Here is a 23,185-nt window from a genome sequence, read left to right as displayed (position 1 = left end):
GGGAAACCAAGGATGAATAAATGGGAAGATATCATCGAAGTAGCATTGCCTTTACCATTTCCGTTAAAAATCATCAAAGCTTACCTGATTCAGGGGAAAAACGGTTACACCATTGTCGATACAGGATTAAAGACGCAAGACAGTTTGGATGTTTGGGAGAAAGTTCGTTCCGAAGTTGGCTTTTCTTGGACAGATGTGGAGAAAATTGTGTTAACGCATTATCACCCGGATCACTATGGCATGGCTGGAACACTCCAGGAGATGACACAGGCACCTGTCTATATTTCAGAGACGGATTGGAAGCAAGCGATGCTCTTTTTTGATCGAAAGAGTCATTTACCAGAACATATGGCGGATTTTTACAGAAAACACGGTTTGCCAGAAAACTGGGTGAAACAAATACCTGACCACCTGAAAGGATTTCATCAATGGGTAGAACCCCATCCAAATGTTCAATTTTTATCCGCTGGTCAGACCATTCGCCTGGGAGATCACGTCTATGAAATTGTTCATACCCCTGGGCATGCAGATGGGCATTTGAGTTTTTATGATGCGAAACGACAAATCCTGATTGGTGGAGATGCAATCCTTCCAAAAATTACGCCCAATATCAGTTTATGGCCTGAGTGCCATCATAATCCGCTTGCTCTTTATTTTGATACATTAAACAAACTGAAAGAGTTTCCGGTAAAATGGGTATTTCCCTCTCATGGACCGATGTTTGACCATTATCAAGAACGCATTGCTCAATTGGAAGAGCATCATAACAAGCGTTTACAAACCATACTTGAATTTGTGGCTGAAAAAGGAAAAGTAACGACCGTAGAAACATGTTTTTATATGTTTGGTCAAAATCTTTCCGTGCATAATTTGCGTTTTGCCATAGCCGAAACGCTTGCACACTTGGAGTATCTGCGATATGAGAACCAGCTGGTGCAGGAAGAACAAGATGGCAAGTTTTTCTATCGGAGAACATAGAAGCTTGAGGTGATTTACTTCTTCCTTCGATCTGGGAAAGGATGAATGTGCGATTGAAACAAAGGCGTGTCGCATTGATTACAGGAGCAACGAGTGGAATTGGGAAGTTGACAGCATCGATAATGGGTGAAAATCGCTGGTATTTGGCTATTAATGGGCGAAAATGGAAGTCAGAGATGTCCAGTTGGTTACAGGATTTACATGAACAACAAATAGTTGCTGAGTTTTTTCCAGCTGATGTGACCGTTCAAGAGGAAGCGGTTCAATTAGTAGAAAATGTTTATCGCCATTTTGGACGTATTGATGCACTCATTCATGCAGTGGGGCCGTTTATTCGTGAGCGGAAACTGTTTTATGAACATTCCCTGCAGGATATCGATCAAATGGTGACGGGAAACCTGCTGAGTGCACTATGGACCATTCATGCTGCTTTACCTTATATGCGTCGCCAGCAATGGGGGAGAATCATAATGTTCGGCTTTGGTCGGGCAGGCGAAGCGCCTTCTTGGCCTGACCGTTCAGTCTATGCAGCAGCCAAAACAGGATTGGTTTCCTTTACAAAAACGTTGGCTGTCGAAGAAGCTCCATATGGGATTACAGTGAATATGGTTTGTCCAGGAGACATTGTAGGTGAGAAAAAAGAGTGGCGTATTCAGGATGTCGCTCAATTATCAGATGATGAAACACCTCGGGGCAGGCCTGGTTCTGGAGAAGATGTTGCGCGTGTGATTCATTTCCTTTGCCAGGATGAATCGGATTTTCTTACGGGCAATATTATCAATGTGACAGGTGGACTTGATGTGATTTATCCAGTGTCCAAAAAGAACCCTCCCTTTGCTTAAAATCATGAACATCCATCTCTGCTTTCGATTTGAGTAGAAGGCAGGGATTTTTTTGTGAGTATTTGTAGGTATTTTTAACAGGTTGTAAAAACTGTCTAATTAATTTGTAAAAAAAAGCTGTGGGAAAAGCAATTTTGTTACAATGAAAACAGCAAGTGGAAAATCAGACGATCGAGGTCTTGAGAACGGACATGTTGTGAACAGATCAGGTGCCAACAAGCAGTACCATAGAAACAGTTGGGTGGTCAATTTGAAGAACATAAAATATTGGATCTGCCTGCTGATCCTTCCTCTTATTCTTGCCGGTTGTGAATTGCCGATGGGATGGGGAGCCAATCTCAACCGAGGCTTAGAGGATGGACAAGTGTTAAGGATGACTGAGCCACGAATGGATGCCAGGCTTGATCCTGTATATTTAAGTGAAATCAATGGCCTTAACGTATTGAACAATGTAACAGAACCTTTAATGAGAATGGGGAAAGAGCATCGACCGGTACCAGGAATGGCAGAAGATGTACAAGTCAGTGAGGATGGAAAAATATATACGTTCAAGATCCGGAACGATGCCAAATGGAGCGATGGAAAGGCAGTGACAGCCCACGACTTTGCCTATGCATGGAAACGCCTCTTGGAGCCAAAACATAAATCCTCGTTTGCTTCTGTTTTGTATGGGATCAAAAATGCCTATCTTTATCAGCAGGGAAAAGTGTCACAGGATGTTGTCGGAATTAAAGTGGTGGATGACTTGACCCTTCAGGTCAAGCTAAGTAAGCCAGACAAGAACTTTTTGAGTAAAGTGGCATTACCCATTTTGGCTCCACAAAGGCAAGACATCATTGAGAAGTATAATGAGCAATATGCCACAAGCTCAAATACGATGGTGTACAACGGTCCATTTGTGATGATCACCTTTACTCCGTCAAAAATTGTGCTGATGAAGAACAATACCTATTGGGATCGAAGTAACGTGAGCCTGAAAATGGTTGAAATTCATGTAATGAAAGATCCTGAAAAGGAGAAAGAACTGTATAATCAAGGTCAGTTGGATGTGGCTAGAATTCATGATGACCCTGAAGGTTTTCAGCAATCTTCCGAGTATGTTCATACCGAAATGGCACAAACACATTACCTGTTCATGAATCTGAACAAGCCATTTTTCCAAAATGAACATATTCGCAAAGCCATTTCATTAGCCATTGACCGTCGAGTGATTGTTAGAAGGTTAAAAGATGGATCCAAGGTTGCTGAAGGAATGGTTCCACCTGAATTGATTACCAGTGAAGGCCAAACTTATCGAAATGTGAGTTTGAAATCGCTTGTTTCCTATAATCCGGAAAAGGCGAAGAAGTATTTGGCCAATGGGTTAAGGGAACTCGACGAACGTCCGCCTTCGTTACGTTTTCTTGTACCGGATGATAAAAGAAAAAAAGTGGCCATCGAGATCAAAAAACAGTTACAAGAGAATTTGGGACTGGATATTTTATTGGAAACACCTGAACCGGAAAAACTGGAAAGCCTGAAGCAGACAGGACAATATGATTTCATGCTGGACTCATGGACAGCGGATATCAATGATCCCGGTACTTTTTTGGAACTCCTGTCATCCAAAACAGGTAGAGATCTCATCCAACAATCATCTGTATTAACCAACTTGGTAGAATTAAGTCAGAAAACAACGGATGAGGAAAAAAGACTTACTTATTTAACAAGAATTGAAAAACTGTTGATTGATCCTGATCAATTGGCTATTGTCATCCCTTTGTACTATCAAGGAGAAACTTTTTTACAACGATCCAACATCAAGGATTTCATTCGACACCCGTTTGGAGCGGAGTACAGTCTAAAATGGGCATATATTAGCAAATGATGGAAAGAAATTAAAAAAAGCGTTATTTTTCCTTTTTTAAGGAAAAATAACGCTTTTTTTAATAATAATCCATTTGTTAAAAAATGCTTTTATATTTTAATTTTCCCTAGATATCATTATAATAAACAAAAAAGCAAGCCAGATTAGGCGATGGTCAAATAGGGATCTCAGGATCACTTTCCATGTGATCGTGTTTTCATAATGAGGGAAGGAATCCGTTTTCCAAAGAAAAAACGGATTTTTGAAAACTGATTTCGACCAAATATTTAAAAATATGGGAGGTTAAGGGTTTGAAAAAATGGCGAGCTGCCTTTCTGAGTATTTGTGCAAGCTCTCTGTTATTTACGGCTTGTGATGTAACAGAGGCCCTGGATTTAAAAGAAGAAGGTGGATTAAGTAAAGATCAGACATTGGAAATCACGGAAGCAAGGATGCCCACACAGTTGGATCCAGCCAAATTTGCGGAAATCAATGGTGGAAACGTTTTAAACAGTGTTCAGGAAGGACTTATGCGAATTGGAAAAGATAATCGCCCGGTACTTGGTGTTGCAGAGAAATACGAGATCACCGAAGACGGAAAAGTTTATACTTTTTATATCCGTAAAGATGCGAAATGGAGTGATGGCAAGCCCGTCACTGCCCATGACTTTGAGTACGCCTGGAAACGGATGCTGGATCCCGAGATGAAAGCACAAATGGCGTATGCTTTACACACAATTAAAAATGCGCGGGAATATAATTTGGGACAAGTTACTGCAGATCAGGTTGGAATTCAGGCCCTGGATGATAAAACATTGAAAGTGGAGTTGGAAAAAAGAGATTCACACTTTCTCAGTGTTGTGGCCATGCCCAATTTTGTTCCTTTAAGAAAAGATATTGTTGAAAAATTTAATGAACAATATGCAGTCAATTCCACTTCCATGGTTTACAATGGCCCGTTTGTGATGGAAAGCTTTACACCTTCAAAAATCATTTTAAAGAAAAATCCCACTTATTGGGATCGAGGCAGTGTAAGCTTAAATCAAGTGACCATTCATATCATGAAAGATACGGCTAAGGAAATTGATTTGTATAATTCAGGAAAATTGGATATTGCCCGGTTGCAAAATTTTAATGATGCATATATTAATTCTCCTGAATATGTTCATGCAGAAACGGCACGACTCAACTATCTCATCATGAACCATAAAAAAGAATTTTTCCGTAACGAAAATATACGTTTTGCTTTAACATTGGCTATTGATCGCCAGGCGATTGTCAAATTCATCAAAGATGGATCGACTCCAGCTGGAGCGTTGGTACCTCCGTCGATTGTTGTCGATGGCAAATCATTTCGCAGTATAGCCAAGAAAGACTTGGTAACTTTCAACCGGAAAAAAGCACAAGAGTATTTGAGAAAGGGATTGGCCGAACTAAATTTGGATAAGCCCCCCAAACTTGTATTGCTTTCACCTGATGATGAAAGACGTGGAGCGGCACTGGAGATCAAAAGACAGTTAAAAGAAAATCTGGGCCTGGAAGTATTGATTGATACTCCTGCTCCTGACGCACGAAAGGTGTTAAAGAAGAATAAAAAATTTGATTTGTTATTCGAGGGTTGGACAGCTGATTATAATGATCCCAGCAGTTTTATCAATATTTGGCACTCTACCTCAGAAATGAATGAAGGTGGGTTCAACAGCCCCATGTTGGATCGAATCATTGACTCCAGTTTGAACCAAACGGATGAGACAAGGAAAATGAAAGATTGGATGAAAGCGGAGCAGTTGATCGTTCAGCCCGGAAAACTGGCTGTCGTGATTCCGCTGTATTATAAAGGAAGTGCTTTTTTGCAGAAAAAGCATGTGAAAGACTTTTATCGTCATCCTTATGGCGTTGAATACAGTTTGAAATGGGCATATATCAGTCAGGATGAGAAGTAGGGAGCGATCTTCAGAGTCGCTCTTTTTTTTGGCTTTAGGCGTTCGCACATTTTCCATCAACTGGGCATAATTTAATCGCAAGAGGTGAGAAAGATGCCAGAAATGATGGAAAATGTGATCAAGTGGACAGGTGAATCCAGACTGAATGAATTTCTGCAATATCATTATGATTTGCGTATAATTCGTGCCAAGCCGCTCGCTGGTGTTTTAAATATCGAAACAGATCAAGGCGCATTTGTTTTAAAAAGAATACGGCCGGGTCAAAAAGATCGTTGGCAGTTCATTCTTGAACTGGGAGATTATTTGGAACAAAAAGATGTGATGATTCCCAAGCCCATTTTGACCAAAAATAAAAAGCCTTTTTTTAATGGTTTTCATCATCGTTATGTTTTATTGCCATGGATCGATGCACAGCCTGTTCGTCTTCATCATTTGGATGAATGGAAACAGGTGAGTCGTTATTTGGCGTTTGTCCATCAAAGTAGTCAGGATTTTGTTCCAACCCTATTTCATCGAAAATTCCAACAAACAGGAAGGTGGTCTTCCCAGTTTAAACAGGCACATCGGCAAATCGAATTGTTCCAGCTTGCAGCCAAGTGGACTCATCAACCGACCGATGCCGATATCACTTGGTTGGATTATGCTACTTATACCCAAGGGATTATGGAAAATTTACTTGAATATTTTACGAAGATGGGCGGAGATTCTGTTTGTAAAGAAACAGCTCAATACGGAAATATCTGTCATAACAATTTGCATCGCGGAAATATTGTATCTGATCGAGAGCAGCAAATTTATTTGGTCGATTGGGCAGATGTAATTTGCGATATTCGCGTACGTGATCTCACTCAATGGCTTTTATATGCTTATGGACGAACCGGGAGTATACGTGTATTGTCCACAATCTTATCAGGATATCAGGAGATGACTCCGCTCAGTGAATCGGAATTTGCATTGATTTATGTTCAGATGTTGTTTCCAGAACAGTTATTTCAGGTGCTAAAAGCGATATATGGGGAGCAAAGCCTATCTCTCGACCAAGCAAAACCCTATATACTGGCAGCGGCACAAAAAGAAGAGAAAAAACTGGTTCTGTTAAAGAAATTTGTGAAACTGGTAAAAAAGAAATGGAAGATCTCCATACCAGAAATAGATTGGATCAAGAAGAGAAAGAAGTAACCAGGGTGAAAAATAAAGGGGTTTCTTTTCGAGGTTATCCAGAAAATATGGATACGTTTCTCCCGCGCTTCGGGATGGGTTCCTTTCTCCGTGACGACTTCTGTGCCATCACAGTCAATCGGCAAGGAACCCATCCCTTAGCTTTATAGAAAACAGAACACCTTTTTCCCCTCTGATGGTGTTGCTCGACAACATGCTTTCCTCATTTTTTATTTATGCCAAAAAAAATATCAATATTTACCAAATAGATATGTTCTGTCCATAGGATGAAAGTTCTATCAAGTTATCGTTTAATTGTTTTATATTAAAATACTTGCATTTTATTTCAGGAGAATGTATGATTATTATTAAGTAAATAATTGTATTTAATTATACAAAAATTGTTATTTAATATAGATTATACTTAATTTATTCTTAGGGAAATCTTTATTAATAACAAATAAAGGAATTTAAAATTTGATTTTATATCTATACAAATTTCAGTTATAATTATGCAATGCAGAAGAGAAATTGTTGCCAAACTGAGACCTTTCTCCTGTACGATGTGAGCAGTAATAACTTCAGGCAAAATGAACTATTTTTTATCAGTAAAAAAGGAAACAAATTTTAAATTAAAGCTTTACTATGATTGCAAAATCGAATATGATATTAATATCCTCCACTATATCCTATCAACTTTTTTATGAAAGCGCTTTTTTTCCAGATTTTATTATTAAAATTGTGAATATATATATGTATTTTAGAGCTATTAAATTGAAGTGAAATGACTCAAAACAGGTTGACTTGATCCCCTGTAAAAGAAGATGAATGACGAATGTTATCATATATATTTGTAATTCGTAAGATTGGATCAAGAAGGCAAGGTTGATTCATTTTTAATAAATTCAAGAGTTTTAATCATAGAAATAATTTATTATTCATATGCTTGCCTATCATCAAAAAAAGTATATGATTATTACTAAGGGATTAAGACTTTGGTCTTAACCATATATATCTTCAAAATATATAAAAAGGAGGCACAATACCGCATGCGCAAGAAAGTAGCGCTCTCATTGGCACTTTTACTAGTTTCTTCTTCGCTTTTGGCTGCTTGTGGTGGCGGTGGCAACAAAACTGCGGACAAGCCTAAAGATACCAAAACATTGAACTGGTATATGGGTGAAGAGCCGAAAACCCTGGACTACGGGATGGATGGAGACACCACGATGATTGACATTACCAAAAATACGCAAGAGGGTCTCTTCCGATTTGACAAAGATGGAAATCCCCAACCTGCATTGGCGGCTGGAATGCCGGAAGTAAGTGCGGATAAGAAAACATACAAATTTAAGCTGCGTGATGCGAAATGGAGCGATGGAAAGCCTGTTACAGCAAAAGACTTTGAATTTGCCTGGAAACGGGCAGCTGATCCAAAGACTGCATCCCAATATTCTTTCATCATGGCTTACCTTGAAAATGGAGAAGAAGTCACTCAAGGTAAAAAGCCTGTAGATTCCCTGGGAGTTAAGGCACTTGATGATAAGACATTGGAGGTAAAACTTAAGGCACCGATTCCTTTCTTCCTGGATTTAGTCTCCTTTGCAACCTATTTTCCAGTAAGGGAAGACCTGGTGAAAAAGTTTGGAAAACAGTATGCTTTAGGACCGGATAAGATGGCATTTACTGGACCGTTTAAAATTGCAGAAAAGAAAAAGAATTTAATCGTGCTGAAGAAAAATGAAAACTACTGGGATAAAGATAAGGTGAAATTGGAGACGGTGAATCTGCATGCCATAACGGAGACAGGTACGGCGCTCAAGTTGTATGAGACAGGTCAACTTGACTGGAGCGGTCCCGTAACTGGTGCATATTTAAGTAAATATTTAAACCACAAAGATAAATTCATTCCTCCGTACGCTAGCAGTTGGGTACTGATGTTCAACTTTAAGGCAAAAAGACCAGAAGTGGCGAAATTCCTGGGTAACAAAAAAATCCGTCAAGCATTTAATCTCTCTGTAGATCGTGAACAATTGGTTGCAAAAGTTTTCCGTATTGGTAAACCCGCTGGCGCTTGGGTTCCACCTCAGATTAAAGTAAATGGAAAATCGTTCCGTGATTTGTATAAAGTAGAACCGCCAAAAGTAAACAAAGCGGAAGCACAAAGATTATTGAAAGAAGGATTAAAAGAAATTGGTATGTCCGCTCCACCTGAACTTGAACTCCTTATCAACAATATCCAGCCAAACCCTGAAACTGCTCAATTCTACAAAGAGCAATTGCGTACCAATCTTGGAGTAAATGTAAAAATCAAGAGTGTAACATTTAAACAGCGTTTGGAATTGACCGAGAAGGGCGACTTTGAACTGGCGATGTTTGGTTGGGGACCTGACTACAATGATCCGATGACGTATATGGAATTCTTTTTAAGCGACAGCCCGAACAACAGAGGAAAATGGAGTAATGCTGAATACGACAAATTGGTTAAAAAGTCTGCAACCAATCCAAACTTTGAAGAACGGGCTCAAGATCTGATTAAAGCGGAAAAAATCTTTGTTGAAGATGTAGGAGCTATGCCATCACACTATAATGACCGGTTGTATCTGGTAAAACCGTATGTTAAAGGAGTCAAATGGCACTTCATTGGTGGAGATTTTGACCTGAAAGAAGCATATATCGAATCTAAATAATTTTGTAATAAAAGTACAAGGTATATGTCCGTTGCGACATATACCTTGTATCTTGATGAAAGGATGTGAGGAATGTGGATTTATTGAAGTATACGCTGAAGCGCTTTGCCTACATGGCGGTCACCTTATGGTTGATTATTACCGTCACCTTTTTCCTGATGCACATGCTTCCGGGAAGTCCACTTCGCAATGAAGAAAAGCTTCCTCCTCAACTGAAAGAACAGATTTTAAGAGAATATGGTTTGAAAGATCCATTACATGTTCAATATTTCCGATACCTTGGCGGTTTATTGAAAGGAGACCTGGGAACATCGTTGACTTTTGACGGTCGCAAAGTCACAGACATGGTATTGGAAGGATTTCCGGCTTCTGCGCAGTTGGGATTACAGGCGATTCTATTTGGATCGATCATCGGTATCATTTTGGGAGTAATCGCAGGATTGAAACGGGGAAGCTGGATCGATAATATGGCGACCGTGATAGCCATCCTGGGAGTTTCGGTTCCCGGGTTTGTGGTAGCTGCAGTGTTATCCTATGTGGTTGGTCTGAAATTGGGCTGGTTTCCGGTTGCGCTCTGGGGGACTTGGGAACATACCGTACTTCCAACTCTGGCCTTGTCTGGTTTGGTGATTGCTCAAATCTCCCGCTATATCCGAACGGAAATGGTTGAGGTCATGGAGCAGGATTATATCAAAACTGCGAAAGCAAAGGGATTGGCCTCAAATGCGATCATTTTTAAACACGCTTTGCGCAATGCATTGATTCCGGCGGTAACCATTTTGGGCCCTATGACGGTCAACATCATGACTGGTTCTATGACAGTTGAACTGATCTTTGCCATTCCGGGAATGGGCAAGTTGTTTGTGGAAACGATTACCAATAACGATTACACCATGATTTTGGGAGTAACCATTTTCTATAGTGCATTCCTGTTATTGGCCATCTTTATTGTGGATATTTTGTATGGACTGATTGATCCGCGCATTCGTATAACTCAAGGCGGGAAGGAGTGAATGGTTTGATGAAAGAATCTGTGCAGCTCACAAAAGAAATGTTTCAACCGGTAAAAATGGACAATATGGCACAAAACCAGATTTCACGACCATCGGTCGGTTTTTGGAAAGATGTTTGGCGCCGATTTTATAGAAATGCAGGAGCCATGATTGGCGTTGTTTTACTAGCAATTATTCTTTTCTTTACATTTATTGGCCCTTCCATGGGGAAAACGGATTATCAGACGCAAAACCTGTCACTTCAGGATATGGAACCGACGATCCAGAGTTTGATTAGTGGCGATGATTATCGATTTGGAACGGATAACCTTGGCCGCGATTTATGGACCCGGGTCTGGTATGGAACGAAAATTTCTCTGATGATTGCTTTCCTGGCAGCGATTCTGGAGATTGCTCTGGGTGTGATGATTGGTGTCATTTCCGGTTACTTTGGTGGAATCGTAGATGACATCCTGCAGCGCGTGATTGAAGTCCTATATAGTATACCCAACACCATTGTGGTTATTTTACTCCTGATCGTATTTGAACCGGGAATTTTACCGATTGCGTTGGCATTGGCACTGACGAACTGGCTGCCAACCGCTCGGGTTGTGCGTGCACAAGTATTGAAACTGAAAAGCCAGGAGTATGTCTTGGCAGCCAAAACCTTGGGTGCAAGCCATTTCCGGATTATGTTCAAGCATTTGTTGCCGAACGTCATTGGCCCGATTATTGTAGCGATTATGTTTGCGATCCCAACAGCGATATTCTATGAAGCCTTTTTAAGCTTTATCGGCTTGGGTATTCGTCCACCTGAAGCAAGCTTGGGCGTAATTATTAACGATGGTGCGAAAAACTTGCAAATTTTTCCGCATGAATTATTAATTCCAGCTATCGTTTTGGGAACTATGATGTTGTCATTTAACCTGATCGGTGATGGATTGCGCGATGCGCTTGACCCGAGAATGAGGAAATAAGGAGGGATGGAAATGTCAACAGTATTGGAAGTGCGGAATTTACAGGTTTCTTTTAAGACGCACGGGGGCGAAGTACAGGCTGTACGCGGAGTATCCTTTGATCTGAAAGAAGGGGAAACCATTGCGATTGTCGGTGAGTCGGGCTGTGGTAAAAGTGTAACCTCACAAACCATTATGCGTCTTCTCCCCAGTCCGCCATCGGTCATCAAAGGTGGAGAAATTTTATTTGACGGAAAAGATCTAACCAAAGTATCTGAAAAAGAGATGGAAAAGATTCGGGGTACGCAAATTGCGATGATCTTCCAGGATCCAATGACCTCCCTTAACCCTACGATGACAGTTGGAAGCCAGATCATGGAAGGGATCATCAAGCATCAGAAAATGAACAAAGCAGATGCAAAGAAAAAAGCGATAGAAATGCTCCGTTTGGTAGGGATTCCCAGTCCGGAAAAACGTTTCAATCAATATCCACACCAATTCAGTGGTGGGATGAGACAACGGGCGATGATTGCGATTGCGCTGGCATGTGCTCCCAAGGTATTGATTGCTGACGAACCAACCACTGCGTTGGATGTAACCATTCAGGCACAAATAATTGACTTAATGAAAGATTTGCAGAAAAAAATCAAAACATCCATTATTTTGATTACCCATGACTTGGGTGTTGTTGCAGATATCGCTGAAAGAGTTGTCGTGATGTATGCCGGGAAAGTCGTTGAATCGGGCAAATTGGAAGAGATCTTTTATAATCCGAAGCATCCCTATACATGGGGCTTGCTGGCTTCCATGCCACGACTGGATCAAACGAGTGACCAAGAACTGCTGCCGATTCCTGGAACTCCTCCGGATCTGTTTAAACCGCCAAAAGGCTGTCCTTTTGCAGCCAGATGCAAACATGCGATGAAAATCTGTCTGGAAGAGATGCCAGATACGACCGAAGTTTCATCGACACATCAGGTAGCATGCTGGCTGACACATCCAATGGCACCCAAGGTGGAACCACCAGCTGCAGCGGTAGGAGGGGAGTAAGGTGAATCAAGAAAACAAAATACAAGCAGTGAAGCAAGAAGAATTGGAAGCGAAGAAAAAAGAAGACAAAGCTGAACAGGATATTATTCTGGATGTGCAAAATCTGAAAAAACACTTTAAAATTGGTCGCCAAATCGTTCAAGCGGTCGATGGTGTAACCTTCCAGGTGCGTCGTGGTGAAACGCTTGGTTTGGTAGGTGAATCAGGCTGTGGTAAGTCCACAGTCGGACGTACTTTGATCCGCCTTTATTCGGCAACCGATGGAAAAGTCATTTTCAACGGCGAAGATGTGCATCAATTAAAAGGCCAGAAATTGAAAGAGTTCAACCGCAAAATGCAGATGATTTTCCAAGATCCTTATGCCTCGCTCAATCCACGGATGAAAGTACTGGATATTATTGCGGAAGGTATGGATATTCATGGCTTGGCAACGGGTGAAGAGAGGGAGAAACGGGTTGTTGAACTGTTAGAGACGGTTGGCTTGAACAAATCGCACCTGGAACGTTATCCCCATGAATTCAGTGGTGGCCAGCGGCAGCGGATCGGAATTGCCCGTGCACTGGCGGTGGAGCCTGACTTTATTATTGCGGATGAACCGATTTCGGCTCTGGACGTTTCGATTCAGGCCCAAGTGGTCAACTTGATGAAGAGATTACAGAAAGAAAGAGGATTGACCTATCTCTTTATCGCCCATGATTTGTCGATGGTGAAATATATCAGTGATCGTGTGGGTGTAATGTATTTGGGAAATCTGGTTGAATTAGCAGATAGCGACAAGCTTTATGAAGAGCCACTTCATCCGTATACCGAAGCGCTTCTTTCTGCTGTACCGATTCCAGATCCAAAGGTTGCCAAAACCAGAGAACGAATCATTCTTCAAGGGGATGTACCAAGCCCGATCAATCCGCCAAGTGGATGCCGTTTCCGTACCCGTTGTCCAAAAGTGAAAGATATTTGCTCTCAAGTGATACCAGAGTGGAAGGAAATCAAAGAAAACCACTGGGTAGCTTGTCATTTGTATTCATGACAGATGGAATCATTTTTTCCCTTTTTATGATTTGCGATTGGGAAGAGACGATGATTTGCTACAAGGATGTAGTATCTCATCGTCTTTTTATATTTTAAAGTTTGACGTAGCGATAAGGTAAAGAACCGAGGAGAATAAAAGGTTCATCCTCTCTGGTTTTATTCTATTCAATTAGTGCATTAAATTTCTAAATCAAAACATGAACTTTCCTGTCTGAAATAAGTCCAGAAATAATTGTAAATAGTCAATTTATATATTATATTACTAATAAGTGGTTTCTTAATAGTTTATTTTTTAAATTTATATGGAAAAATGATTTTATTTATATTAGAATATATTCAAATGAAAAATCTTATAATAAATGATAATATTATTTTTCTTTCTATTCTGTTATAAAATTTGAACATAAACCTCTTTTGTTTTCACTATATATTCCCGATGATCGCACTATTTCTGAAAGTGGTGGTAGTTGCATGGCTGATACGTTGCTCGAAGTAAAGGGCCTAAAGACACAGTTTATCAGTGACAAAAGCAGAATTCCAGCAGTTGATGGGGTCGATTTTAACATTCATCGCGGAGAAACATTGGCACTGGTTGGGGAGTCTGGTTGTGGAAAAAGTATAACCTCATTATCGATCATGAGACTTATTCCTGAAAATGGAAAAATTGTGGAAGGGAAAATTGTTTTTGAAGGGGAAGATCTGACGAAAAAATCGGAAGAAGAGATGTATCATATTCGAGGCAATGATATCGCGATGATCTTTCAGGAACCGATGACTTCTCTGAATCCCGTGTTATCGATTGGAGAACAACTGACGGAAGGGATCATTCTGCATCAGAAATTAACGAAGCAACAAGCCAGATCCAGAGCGATTGAAATGTTAAAGCTGGTCGGTATTCCACGGGCAGAAGAAATCATGGATGAATATCCGCATCAGTTATCTGGTGGAATGAGACAGAGGATTATGATTGCCATGGCCATGTCAAGCAATCCGAAACTGCTGATCGCCGATGAGCCAACCACTGCTCTGGATGTAACCATTCAGGCTCAAATCCTTGAATTGATGAAAGAATTAAAAGAGAAGTTTGACACATCGATCCTTTTGATTACGCACGATCTGGGAGTCGTAGCGGAAATGGCGGATCGGGTTGTGGTGATGTATGCAGGGCAAGTCGTTGAAGAAGCCGATGTACATACCCTTTTTGAAAAGCCAGCCCATCCCTATACCGAAGGATTGATGAAATCCGTTCCAACGCTGGAAAAGGAACAAAAACGCCTGTATTCCATTCGTGGTATTGTTCCGTCCCCAGATGAATTTCCGAAAGGTTGCCGATTTGCCCCGCGTTGCGATCAAGCCATGGAAGAGTGTCTGCATGCGCAACCTGATCTCTATGAGATTGATGCTGGACATGTGGTACGTTGTTTTTTGCACAAGACGAAAGAAAGGGAAGCGAAAGCATGAGTCATCTGTTGGAAGTGAAAAATCTGTGTAAATATTTTCCGATAAAAAGTGGCTTTTTAAAGCGAACGGTTCGGACAGTCAAAGCGGTTGATGATGTCACATTTTATGTGAAAAAGGGAGAAACCTTTGGATTGGTGGGAGAATCAGGATGTGGAAAATCAACGACAGGACGGGCGATTTTACGTCTGATTGAACCCACATCCGGGGAAGTGTGGTTTGATGGGAATAATATTGCCGAGTTGCCCAAAAGTCAGTTGAGAAAAGCACGTCGTCATATGCAGATGGTTTTCCAGGATCCATATGCTTCCTTGAATCCGCAAATGAGTGTGGCAGAACTGATAGAGGAACCGCTCAAAGTTCACCAAATGTATGCTTCTGCAAAAGAACGGAAAGAAAAGGTGCTGGAAATTGCTGAAACCGTAGGTTTGAATCGTTCGCAGATTGACCGGTATCCCCATGAATTTAGTGGTGGCCAGCGGCAACGGATTGGAATTGCTCGAGCTCTTTCCTTGCAGCCCAAGCTGATTATAGCTGATGAGCCTGTATCCGCTTTGGATGTTTCGATCCAATCCCAAGTAATTAATCTGATGGAAGATTTGCAAGAGGAATTTGGATTGACGTACATATTTATAGCCCATGATTTAAGCGTAGTCAAACATATTTCTGACCGGGTTGGCGTGATGTATCTGGGCCGAATGGTAGAAATGGGTACAAAGCATGAGATTTATGATGAAGGTGCTCATCCTTATACGCAGGCATTATTATCAGCAGTACCCATTCCTAATCCCAAGCTGAGAAGAGAACGGATTGTCTTGAAAGGAGATGTGCCAAATCCCGCCAATCCGCCAACAGGATGTGCCTTTCATCCACGTTGCCCAAAAGCATTTGAACGCTGTAAACAGGAACGTCCACAACTGACTCATCTGGGAGGAGAACATTATGTTGCATGTCATCTTTATGATAACGAATCGATTGGGCATCGTGGAAAGGGGTGATACAGACCCGGGAAAGAGCATTTGTTTTTTGGGGCAGAATATTTCAGATAATTAAATCAAAGGGAGGGTTTGATCCTGATGAAAAGAAAATGGTTTGTCATTGGCTTGGCACTCATGATGGTTCTTTCTGTTTTTCTTGCTGCCTGTAATGAAAAGAAAGATGGAAATAACGGAGCATCAGATGGTAAGCCAGTCGATGGAGGCAAAATAACCATCGCGGAAACGGCTGCTTTTGTTGGCAAGTTTAATCCCATCATGTGGGAAGATGAAACTGATTCACATATTGTGAATAGAGTGTTTGAACCTTTGTGGAAAGAAAATGAAAAGACAGAACTGGAACCGCGCCTGGCAGAAAAATGGGAGTATTCCCCTGACGGTAAATTCTTTACGATCCATATGCGAAAAGATGTGAAGTGGCATGATGGAAAACCGATCACAGCTGATGACATGATTTTTACGTGGGAAGCGATCGCAGATCCTGAATATACCGGGGTAAGATTTGATTATGTCGAAGTGATCAAGGGAGCAAAAGAGAAGAAAGAGAAAAAGGCCAACAAGATTTCTGGAATTGCCAAAGTGGATGATTATACCATCAAGGTTGAATTGGCTCGGCCTTATGCGAACTTTGAATTTAAATTGTGGTCTTGGCCTATGCCGAAACATGTTTTTGAAAAAGTAAAAGTAAAAGATTTGGCGAACCATGAAGCCACAAGAACCAAAGTGGTTGGAAGTGGGCCATTTAAACTGAAAGAAGCGAAACCAAACGAGTATGTCATCCTGGAGAAGAACAAAGATTATTACCGGAAAGGAAAACCACATGTTGATCAACTGGTCTTTAAGGTTTTATCACAGGATGTGGCAGTAGGTGCCTTGAAAAAGGGAGAAATTGATTTTTATCCGGGATTATCAGCAAAAGACTTCGATAATTTGAAAAAGGATAAGAAATTGGTTACCAAAGAAGCACCTGCTTTTACCTATAGTTACCTTGGATTGGACAATGCCAATCCGAAATATAAGGATAAAAGAGTAAGACAGGCGATTACGTATGCGATTAATCGAAAAGGGATTGTCGATGGCTTGATGAAAGGACATGGTTATTTGATTAACCAACATATTCCAAAACTGAGTTGGGCATACAATCCTGACCTGGAAAATGCCTATCCGTATGACCCGAATAAAGCCAAACAACTGATGGCGCAAGCAGGATACAAAGATGCAAATGGGGATGGATTGGTCGAAGATCCACAAGGAAAACCTTATAAAGTGATTATCAACTATCCAAGTGATTCAACAACCAGTGCCAGAATGGCTCCGATTCTGGTAGACAATCTGAAAAAAGCAGGCATCAATGCTGAAATTGCCCAACCCAAAGAGTGGAAAACATTCCTGGAACTGCAAGATCAGGGAAAACTGGAAACGTTCCTGATGGCATGGGGACTTGATGTGGATCCAGATCCGGCAGGGATTTGGCGTTCAAACGATGAGTTTAATAAACTGAATTTCAAAAATCCGGAAAATGATAAATTGATTGAACAGCAACAGGTTGAGCGCGATCGTAACAAACGGAAAGAACTATTGAAAAAATGGACAGAGCTGATAAGCGAAGAGGCACCACAGGTTTTCCTGTATGGTCGTACAGAAATGGCCGCCTGGAATCCACGGGTCAAAGGAGTGGTATGGGACTATCGTGGAGGATTGCCAGAAGACTGGTGGGTTTCAGATAAATAACAAAATATGGAAGAGGGCGTGTAAGCTGTTTTGCACGGCTTCACTGCCCTTTTCTTTCTCGTGAAAGGAGGTCAGCGGATGGGGAAATATATTTTGAGGCGATTATTGGGGATGATTCCCGTTCTATTTATTATCTCGGTCCTGCTGTTTTCACTGGTTCAGGCTGTGCCGGGCGATGCTTTTACCCAACAGCTCAATCCCCATGTGGATCACAAGTATATAGAAGAGATGAGAGAAAAGTTTGGGCTTGATAAAAGTCCCATCGAACAATATTTCATCTGGCTAAAAAATTTTATGCAAGGGGAATTTGGCATTTCGTTTAAAAATAAACTTCCCGTTTCTGAATTGATTTCGGATCGGGTCGGAAATACGGTATTTTTGGCAGTCATTACTTTAATCATTACTTATTTGCTGGCCATTCCCATTGGTATTTATTCAGCCAATCGGCCCTATACGCTGATGGATAATACCATTACGACCTTTTCTTTTATCGGGCTTTCTCTGCCAACCTTTTTTGGTGCACTATTAGCCATTTACATATTCTCTTTTAATCTTGAATGGTTTCCGTCAAGTGGAACGATGACTGCAGGTGCTGGTTATACAGGATTTCGCTTGCTTTTAGATAAATTGCATCATGTGATCCTGCCGGCCACCACGTTGGCTGTTTTGAGCGTAGCGAGTTATACACGCTATATTCGTTCCAGCGTTCTTGAGGCCAAAAGACAGGATTATGTTCGAACGGCTTATGCCAAAGGATTGCCTCGAAAGGTAGTCATGAGAAAACATGTACTGCGCAATGCCTTAATGCCTTTGATTACGTTTTTTGGATTAGACCTGGGAAGCTTGTTTGCCGGTGCTGTATTGACAGAGACCGTCTTTACATGGCCAGGGCTTGGGCGCCTCATTTTTGAGTCAACGGTTAACCGTGATTATCCTGTTATGATGGCCTGTTATATGATTATTGCCATTAGTATCCTACTGGGGAATTTAATTGCTGATATCCTGTATTCGAAAGCAGATCCACGAGTTCGATATGATTAATGGGAGGTGAAGACCGAATGCCAGCGATTTCTCCAGATACAGTCGTTTCACCACTACCAAACGCCAGGAAAAAACACCAGTCTGTGTGGCAATTGGCTGTTCGCCGCTTTATGAAGAACAAATTGGCAGTGGTCGGATTGATTACTCTGTTCCTGATCGTGTTGATTTCTGTGGCTGCTCCATTCATTGCTACCTATGACCCTAATAAACCGGATATCTACAATATCGATGGTGAGCCTGATGATCAGCATTTATTGGGAACAGATGATGTAGGCAGAGACGTATTTGCCCGATTGTTGTATGGAGGGCGGATTTCATTATTGGTTGGCCTGGTTTCGTCGATCATGATTGTCTTGATCGGTGGTTTTTTGGGAGCTATTGCAGGTTATTATGGAAAATGGATTGATTCATTGATTATGCGGATGGTGGATATTCTTCTCGTGCTTCCAACTTTGCTGTTGATGTTGTTTGTGGTGACGATTATGCAAAAAACCACGATCTGGTCATTGATTGCGGTATTTGGTTTGACTTCATGGCCCGTGACAGCCCGGCTTGTTCGAGGGGAAGTTTTGTCCATTCGTGAACGGGAGTATGTGCTTAGCGCAAAAGCCATTGGCTGCAGTGATTTGCGCATCATCATGAAGCATGTACTTCCGAATGTATTACCGACCATCATTGTGAATGCCACTCTCTTGATGGCAACGATGATTTTGGCCGAATCAGGCTTATCTTATCTGGGGTTTGGGGTTGCTCCCGAAATTACGCCTACATGGGGAAATATGTTACACGCAGCCAGCAATGTAACGGTTTTGACGGATCAGCCATGGCTTTGGATTCCACCCGGGCTGATGGTAGTACTCACGGTTTTGTCCATCAATTTTATCGGCGACGGATTGCGAGATGCGTTTGATATCAAGTCTACACGGAGATGAAGGCCTAGCACCATGATAGGTTTTGTTATTATTTAACAAAATAAAAAGAACTTGTTTTCAGCAAACAAGTTCTTTTTTTAAGCAATATTTCGCTTACATATGCTTGATCCGCTCTTTCCAGGTTGTAGGCGGCTTTATTATATAAGCGAAAGAAAGCGTTTACAATAAATATAAACTTTATTGATCTGCTTTCTAGTCCATCCATCATAATGTGAGAAATGAAATGTAAAAAATGAACACACCTCTTTCATCTAGAAAGAGGTGATCGAAAAGGACGTCATTTATAGAACTTGTTCCACTTCTCTTACTTCTGGAATTTCTTCCATCAATGCCCGTTCAATTCCAGCTTTTAAGGTGATGGTAGAGCTTGGGCAGCTTCCACATGCACCGAGTAAGCGAACACGAACAATGCCATCTTCAACTTCAACGAGCTCCACGTCTCCGCCATCTCTTTGGATATAGGGACGCAGTTTATCTAATACTTCTTGTACACGTTCTTCTACACTCATGCAATGTTGCTCCTTTCAGGTTGGACAAAGATTCATCCAACCTTGGTATCACATTCATTTTAGGTTTTTTTGCCTGGAAAATCAAGATGACTTTTAATGCATCTCGAATAAAATAATAAAATCCGATTGGTTTAATAAGTTTTAAAACCGGGTTCAACCTGCTAATATAAAATTATCTGGAACAAATTTGGGAAAGAGGCCTGATCATGAAAAATGTGGTTGAAAATGTTCAAGAGCTTATTGGATATACACCTTTGGTTCGTATCAAGCGTATAGGTGTACCAGAAAAGGTCAAGATTTATGCGAAACTGGAATCATTTAATCCAGGTGGAAGCGTCAAAGACCGTTTGGGAATGGCTCTGATTCGGGCTGGGGAACGGTCAGGAAAGCTGAAGCCCGGTGGAACCATTATTGAACCCACCGCCGGAAATACAGGGATTGGTTTGGCCCTGGCGGCTGTTGGTACAGGTTATCAAGTCATTTTTGTGGTGCCAGAGAAGTTTTCGGTAGAAAAACAGGAACTGATGAGAGCCCTGGGGGCAAAAGTGGTCAATACACCAACAGAAGAGGGAATGAAAGGAGCCATACGCAAGGCGAAAGAGCTCGAACAGGAGATTCCAGGTGCTTACTGCCCACAACAGTTTGAAAACCCGGCCAACCCACAGGTGCATTATGAGACGACGGGTCCTGAAATATGGGAGCAGATGGATGGAAAAATCGATATTTTTGTTGCCGGTGCCGGATCTTCTGGTACATTTATGGGAGTGGCCAAGTTTTTAAAGGAAAAGAATCCCGAGATCAAAACCGTAATCGTAGAGCCGGAAGGATCGATTATCGGCGGCGGAAAGCCGGGACCACATAAAACAGAAGGGATTGGCATGGAGTTTTTCCCTCCATTTTTTGACCAGGCATTGATTGATAAAGTATATACGGTCATGGATCGAGATGCTTTTCGATTGGTGAAAGATTTGGCACGGGAAGAGGGTTTGCTCGTGGGAAGTTCTTCAGGAGCGGCTTGCTATGCTGCACTGAAAGAAGCAGAGAAAGCACCAGCAGGCGCACATATTGTCGTCATTTTTCCAGATAGCAGCGAACGGTATTTAAGCCAACAGATCTATCAGAATGGGGTGTAACCAATGAAAATCGATACCAAATTAATCCATGGAGGTACTTTGGCTGATCCACAAACAGGTGCAGTGAGTGTTCCGATCTATCAAGTTTCGACTTACAAACAGGAAGCAATTGGACAACATAAAGGATATGAGTACTCAAGAACAGGTAATCCTACCCGTGCGGCTTTGGAAGAAATGGTCGCCGTACTCGAAGGCGGAGCTCGCGGGCTTGCTTTTGCATCAGGAATGGCCGCCATTTCAACGGTCTTCTCCATGTTTAACAAAGGAGATCATTTGGTCGTCGGAGATGATGTATATGGGGGGACCTATCGGGTATTAAGCAAGGTTTTCTCTCGGTTGGGCCTGGAAGCTACCTTTGTTGATACCAGCGATCTGTCGCAGGTCAATGATTTCATTCGTGAAAATACAAAAGCGATTTATATGGAAACACCGAGTAACCCATTACTCAAAGTTTCCGATATCGCAGCCATTGGTGAACTTTGCCGGGCGAGAGATCTCCTTTTGATTGTCGATAATACATTCCTGACTCCTTATTGGCAAAATCCGATTGAGTTAGGAGCAGATATTGTCATTCACAGTGCTACCAAATATTTGGGAGGACATAGTGATGTGGTTGCTGGGATTGTCGTAACCAAGGATGAGGAGCTGGGGGAACAGCTTCATTTCTTGCAAAACTCGATCGGGGGTGTCATAGGTCCTTTTGATGCCTGGTTATTGTTACGTGGGTTGAAAACATTGGGGTTACGTATGAAACAGCATGAAGAAAGTGCCCGTCAGATTGCCCAGTTTCTTGATCAGCATCCACGGGTGAAAAAAGTTTACTATCCTGGACTTCCAACACATCCTGGACATGAATTGGCAGCCCGACAAGCGAGAGGATTTGGCGGGATGATATCGTTTGACGTCGGAAGTGGCGAACAGGCGGAAAAAGTAATGGAACGAGTCCGCTATTTTACCTTGGCTGAAAGCTTGGGAGCGGTTGAGAGTCTGATTTCTGTACCAGCACGGATGACCCATGCCTCCATTCCACCAGAAAAAAGAGCAGAACTGGGTATTACAGATGGGTTGATTCGCATTTCTGTAGGTATTGAAGATTTAGGCGATTTGTTGGATGATTTAGATAGAGCGCTTGCCTAAATATCAACCAAGCAAAGGAGCATAAGCGATGGTTGAGACAAACCGTGTACAGGTATTTGTTTATGGTGCAGAGCAAGTCTGTGCCAGTTGTGTAAATCTTCCTTCTTCACAGGAAACAGCTGCCTGGTTGCATGCAGCTTTGGGTCGAAAATTTGGTGACCAGGTTGAAATTGTGTATGTCGATATTTTTGCTCCACAGGGAGAAAAAGAAGAAGCTTTTGCTCGGCGTGTGATCGAAGAGGATTTATGGTACCCTGTTGTTGTGATTAATGATGAAATTGTCGATGAAGGCAATCCAAAATTAAAGAAGATCGTCCAGAAGCTGGAAGAATTGGGGCTTCAGCTTGTTTCCTGAGAACCATCCCTTGGTGGATGGTTTTTTTCATGGTGAAAAGATATAATATGTAGAGGTATTGATTCCTTTTGGAACCTTTTTTCAAATCCAGAATGGAGTGCATGAGAATGAGACCTCTTATAGAGTTTTGTATAAATAATTTAACGGACGATATGCTGAAAATTAAAAAGAAGCTGGATGAAGATTATTCCGTCGATGTCATTGAATACGGATGTCTCGGATATTGCGGGAATTGTGCTACCCATCCCTATGCGCTGGTGAATGGTGAACTGGTTCAGGCAGATACGGCTGAAGAGCTGCTTGAAAAAATTTATAAAGCCATTGAGGAAATGGAAATCAGCTTCTAAACACAGCCTGTAGCCATGTGCTGCAGGCTATTATGATGTCCATCAATTTTTGGCTTGTCATTCATG

The 23,185-nt window shown here is 41.6% G+C and carries 20 protein-coding genes; 19 read left to right on the top strand and 1 reads right to left on the bottom strand.

Features of this window, described 5'->3' with window-relative positions; translation table 11 throughout:
* Nucleotides 1-12 precede the first annotated feature (12 nt).
* The 15 genes from BMZ78_RS03855 to opp4C all read left to right on the top strand — a co-directional run bounded on the left by BMZ78_RS03855 (nucleotide 13) and on the right by opp4C (nucleotide 19,638).
* Complete coding sequence (locus BMZ78_RS03855; RefSeq protein WP_175482274.1) at nucleotides 13-978, top strand: MBL fold metallo-hydrolase; 966 nt, start codon at nucleotides 13-15, stop codon at nucleotides 976-978.
* Nucleotides 979-1,019: 41 nt separating this feature from the next.
* A complete protein-coding gene (locus tag BMZ78_RS03850; RefSeq protein ID WP_093228124.1) occupies nucleotides 1,020-1,820 on the top strand; it encodes an SDR family oxidoreductase in 801 nt (266 codons plus the stop codon).
* Between the two features lie 250 nt (nucleotides 1,821-2,070).
* On the top strand, nucleotides 2,071-3,687 hold the full coding sequence (locus BMZ78_RS03845) for a peptide ABC transporter substrate-binding protein (RefSeq protein ID WP_175482273.1): 1,617 nt from the start codon (nucleotides 2,071-2,073) through the stop codon (nucleotides 3,685-3,687).
* A 290-nt stretch (nucleotides 3,688-3,977) separates the two neighbouring features.
* Complete coding sequence (locus tag BMZ78_RS03840; protein ID WP_093228121.1) at nucleotides 3,978-5,609, top strand: peptide ABC transporter substrate-binding protein; 1,632 nt, start codon at nucleotides 3,978-3,980, stop codon at nucleotides 5,607-5,609.
* A gap of 93 nt (nucleotides 5,610-5,702) precedes the next feature.
* Entirely contained in the window at nucleotides 5,703-6,788 is a 1,086-nt protein-coding gene (locus BMZ78_RS03835; protein WP_093228120.1) for a phosphotransferase, read from the top strand.
* A 1,028-nt stretch (nucleotides 6,789-7,816) separates the two neighbouring features.
* Nucleotides 7,817-9,454: a peptide ABC transporter substrate-binding protein gene (locus BMZ78_RS03830; protein ID WP_093228118.1), complete on the top strand. Its 1,638-nt coding sequence runs from the start codon at nucleotides 7,817-7,819 to the stop codon at nucleotides 9,452-9,454.
* Nucleotides 9,455-9,537: 83 nt separating this feature from the next.
* Nucleotides 9,538-10,467, top strand: coding sequence for an ABC transporter permease (locus tag BMZ78_RS03825; protein WP_425263912.1), 930 nt, complete (start codon nucleotides 9,538-9,540; stop codon nucleotides 10,465-10,467).
* An 8-nt stretch (nucleotides 10,468-10,475) separates the two neighbouring features.
* On the top strand, nucleotides 10,476-11,423 hold the full coding sequence (locus tag BMZ78_RS03820) for an ABC transporter permease (protein WP_093228117.1): 948 nt from the start codon (nucleotides 10,476-10,478) through the stop codon (nucleotides 11,421-11,423).
* Nucleotides 11,424-11,429: 6 nt separating this feature from the next.
* A complete protein-coding gene (locus BMZ78_RS03815; protein ID WP_245739723.1) occupies nucleotides 11,430-12,452 on the top strand; it encodes an ABC transporter ATP-binding protein in 1,023 nt (340 codons plus the stop codon).
* A gap of 82 nt (nucleotides 12,453-12,534) precedes the next feature.
* Nucleotides 12,535-13,479, top strand: coding sequence for an ABC transporter ATP-binding protein (locus tag BMZ78_RS03810; protein ID WP_093228310.1), 945 nt, complete (start codon nucleotides 12,535-12,537; stop codon nucleotides 13,477-13,479).
* 473 nt (nucleotides 13,480-13,952) lie between these two features.
* Nucleotides 13,953-14,942: an ABC transporter ATP-binding protein gene (locus BMZ78_RS03805; protein WP_093228114.1), complete on the top strand. Its 990-nt coding sequence runs from the start codon at nucleotides 13,953-13,955 to the stop codon at nucleotides 14,940-14,942.
* A complete protein-coding gene (locus tag BMZ78_RS03800) occupies nucleotides 14,939-15,937 on the top strand; it encodes an ABC transporter ATP-binding protein (RefSeq protein ID WP_093228112.1) in 999 nt (332 codons plus the stop codon). Before BMZ78_RS03805 ends, BMZ78_RS03800 begins: the two co-directional genes overlap by 4 nt.
* 78 nt (nucleotides 15,938-16,015) lie before the next feature.
* Nucleotides 16,016-17,665, top strand: coding sequence for a peptide-binding protein (locus tag BMZ78_RS03795; protein WP_093228111.1), 1,650 nt, complete (start codon nucleotides 16,016-16,018; stop codon nucleotides 17,663-17,665).
* Nucleotides 17,666-17,743: 78 nt separating this feature from the next.
* Nucleotides 17,744-18,706, top strand: a complete 963-nt coding sequence (locus BMZ78_RS03790; RefSeq protein WP_093228109.1) for an ABC transporter permease — start codon at nucleotides 17,744-17,746, stop codon at nucleotides 18,704-18,706.
* A 17-nt stretch (nucleotides 18,707-18,723) separates the two neighbouring features.
* Nucleotides 18,724-19,638: an oligopeptide ABC transporter permease gene (gene opp4C, locus BMZ78_RS03785; RefSeq protein WP_093228108.1), complete on the top strand. Its 915-nt coding sequence runs from the start codon at nucleotides 18,724-18,726 to the stop codon at nucleotides 19,636-19,638.
* A gap of 281 nt (nucleotides 19,639-19,919) precedes the next feature.
* On the opposite strand, the gene BMZ78_RS03780 is transcribed toward opp4C, so the two are convergent.
* Nucleotides 19,920-20,147 carry a NifU family protein gene (locus BMZ78_RS03780; RefSeq protein WP_093228106.1) on the bottom strand — a complete coding sequence of 76 codons (228 nt, stop codon included), beginning with the start codon at nucleotides 20,145-20,147 and terminating at the stop codon, nucleotides 19,920-19,922.
* Nucleotides 20,148-20,353: 206 nt separating this feature from the next.
* On the opposite strand from BMZ78_RS03780, the gene cysK reads away from it, so the two are divergent.
* The 4 genes from cysK (at nucleotide 20,354) to BMZ78_RS03760 (ending at nucleotide 23,119) form a co-directional block, all read left to right on the top strand.
* The gene (cysK, locus tag BMZ78_RS03775; RefSeq protein WP_093228105.1) at nucleotides 20,354-21,280 is read left to right on the top strand and encodes a cysteine synthase A; all 927 of its coding nucleotides are present in this window, start codon (nucleotides 20,354-20,356) and stop codon (nucleotides 21,278-21,280) included.
* Nucleotides 21,281-21,283: 3 nt separating this feature from the next.
* Complete coding sequence (locus BMZ78_RS03770) at nucleotides 21,284-22,417, top strand: bifunctional cystathionine gamma-lyase/homocysteine desulfhydrase (RefSeq protein WP_093228103.1); 1,134 nt, start codon at nucleotides 21,284-21,286, stop codon at nucleotides 22,415-22,417.
* 28 nt (nucleotides 22,418-22,445) lie between these two features.
* Complete coding sequence (locus BMZ78_RS03765) at nucleotides 22,446-22,772, top strand: YuzD family protein (RefSeq protein WP_093228102.1); 327 nt, start codon at nucleotides 22,446-22,448, stop codon at nucleotides 22,770-22,772.
* Between the two features lie 107 nt (nucleotides 22,773-22,879).
* Nucleotides 22,880-23,119 (top strand): YuzB family protein, encoded by a 240-nt coding sequence (locus BMZ78_RS03760; protein ID WP_093228100.1) that lies wholly within the window; start codon nucleotides 22,880-22,882, stop codon nucleotides 23,117-23,119.
* The last annotated feature ends 66 nt before the right edge of the window (nucleotides 23,120-23,185 follow it).

It is taken from the genome of Thermoflavimicrobium dichotomicum (assembly GCF_900114055.1).
Classification (GTDB): Bacteria; Bacillota; Bacilli; order Thermoactinomycetales; family Thermoactinomycetaceae; genus Thermoflavimicrobium; species Thermoflavimicrobium dichotomicum.
This window is presented reverse-complemented; position numbering and strand designations above follow the sequence as displayed.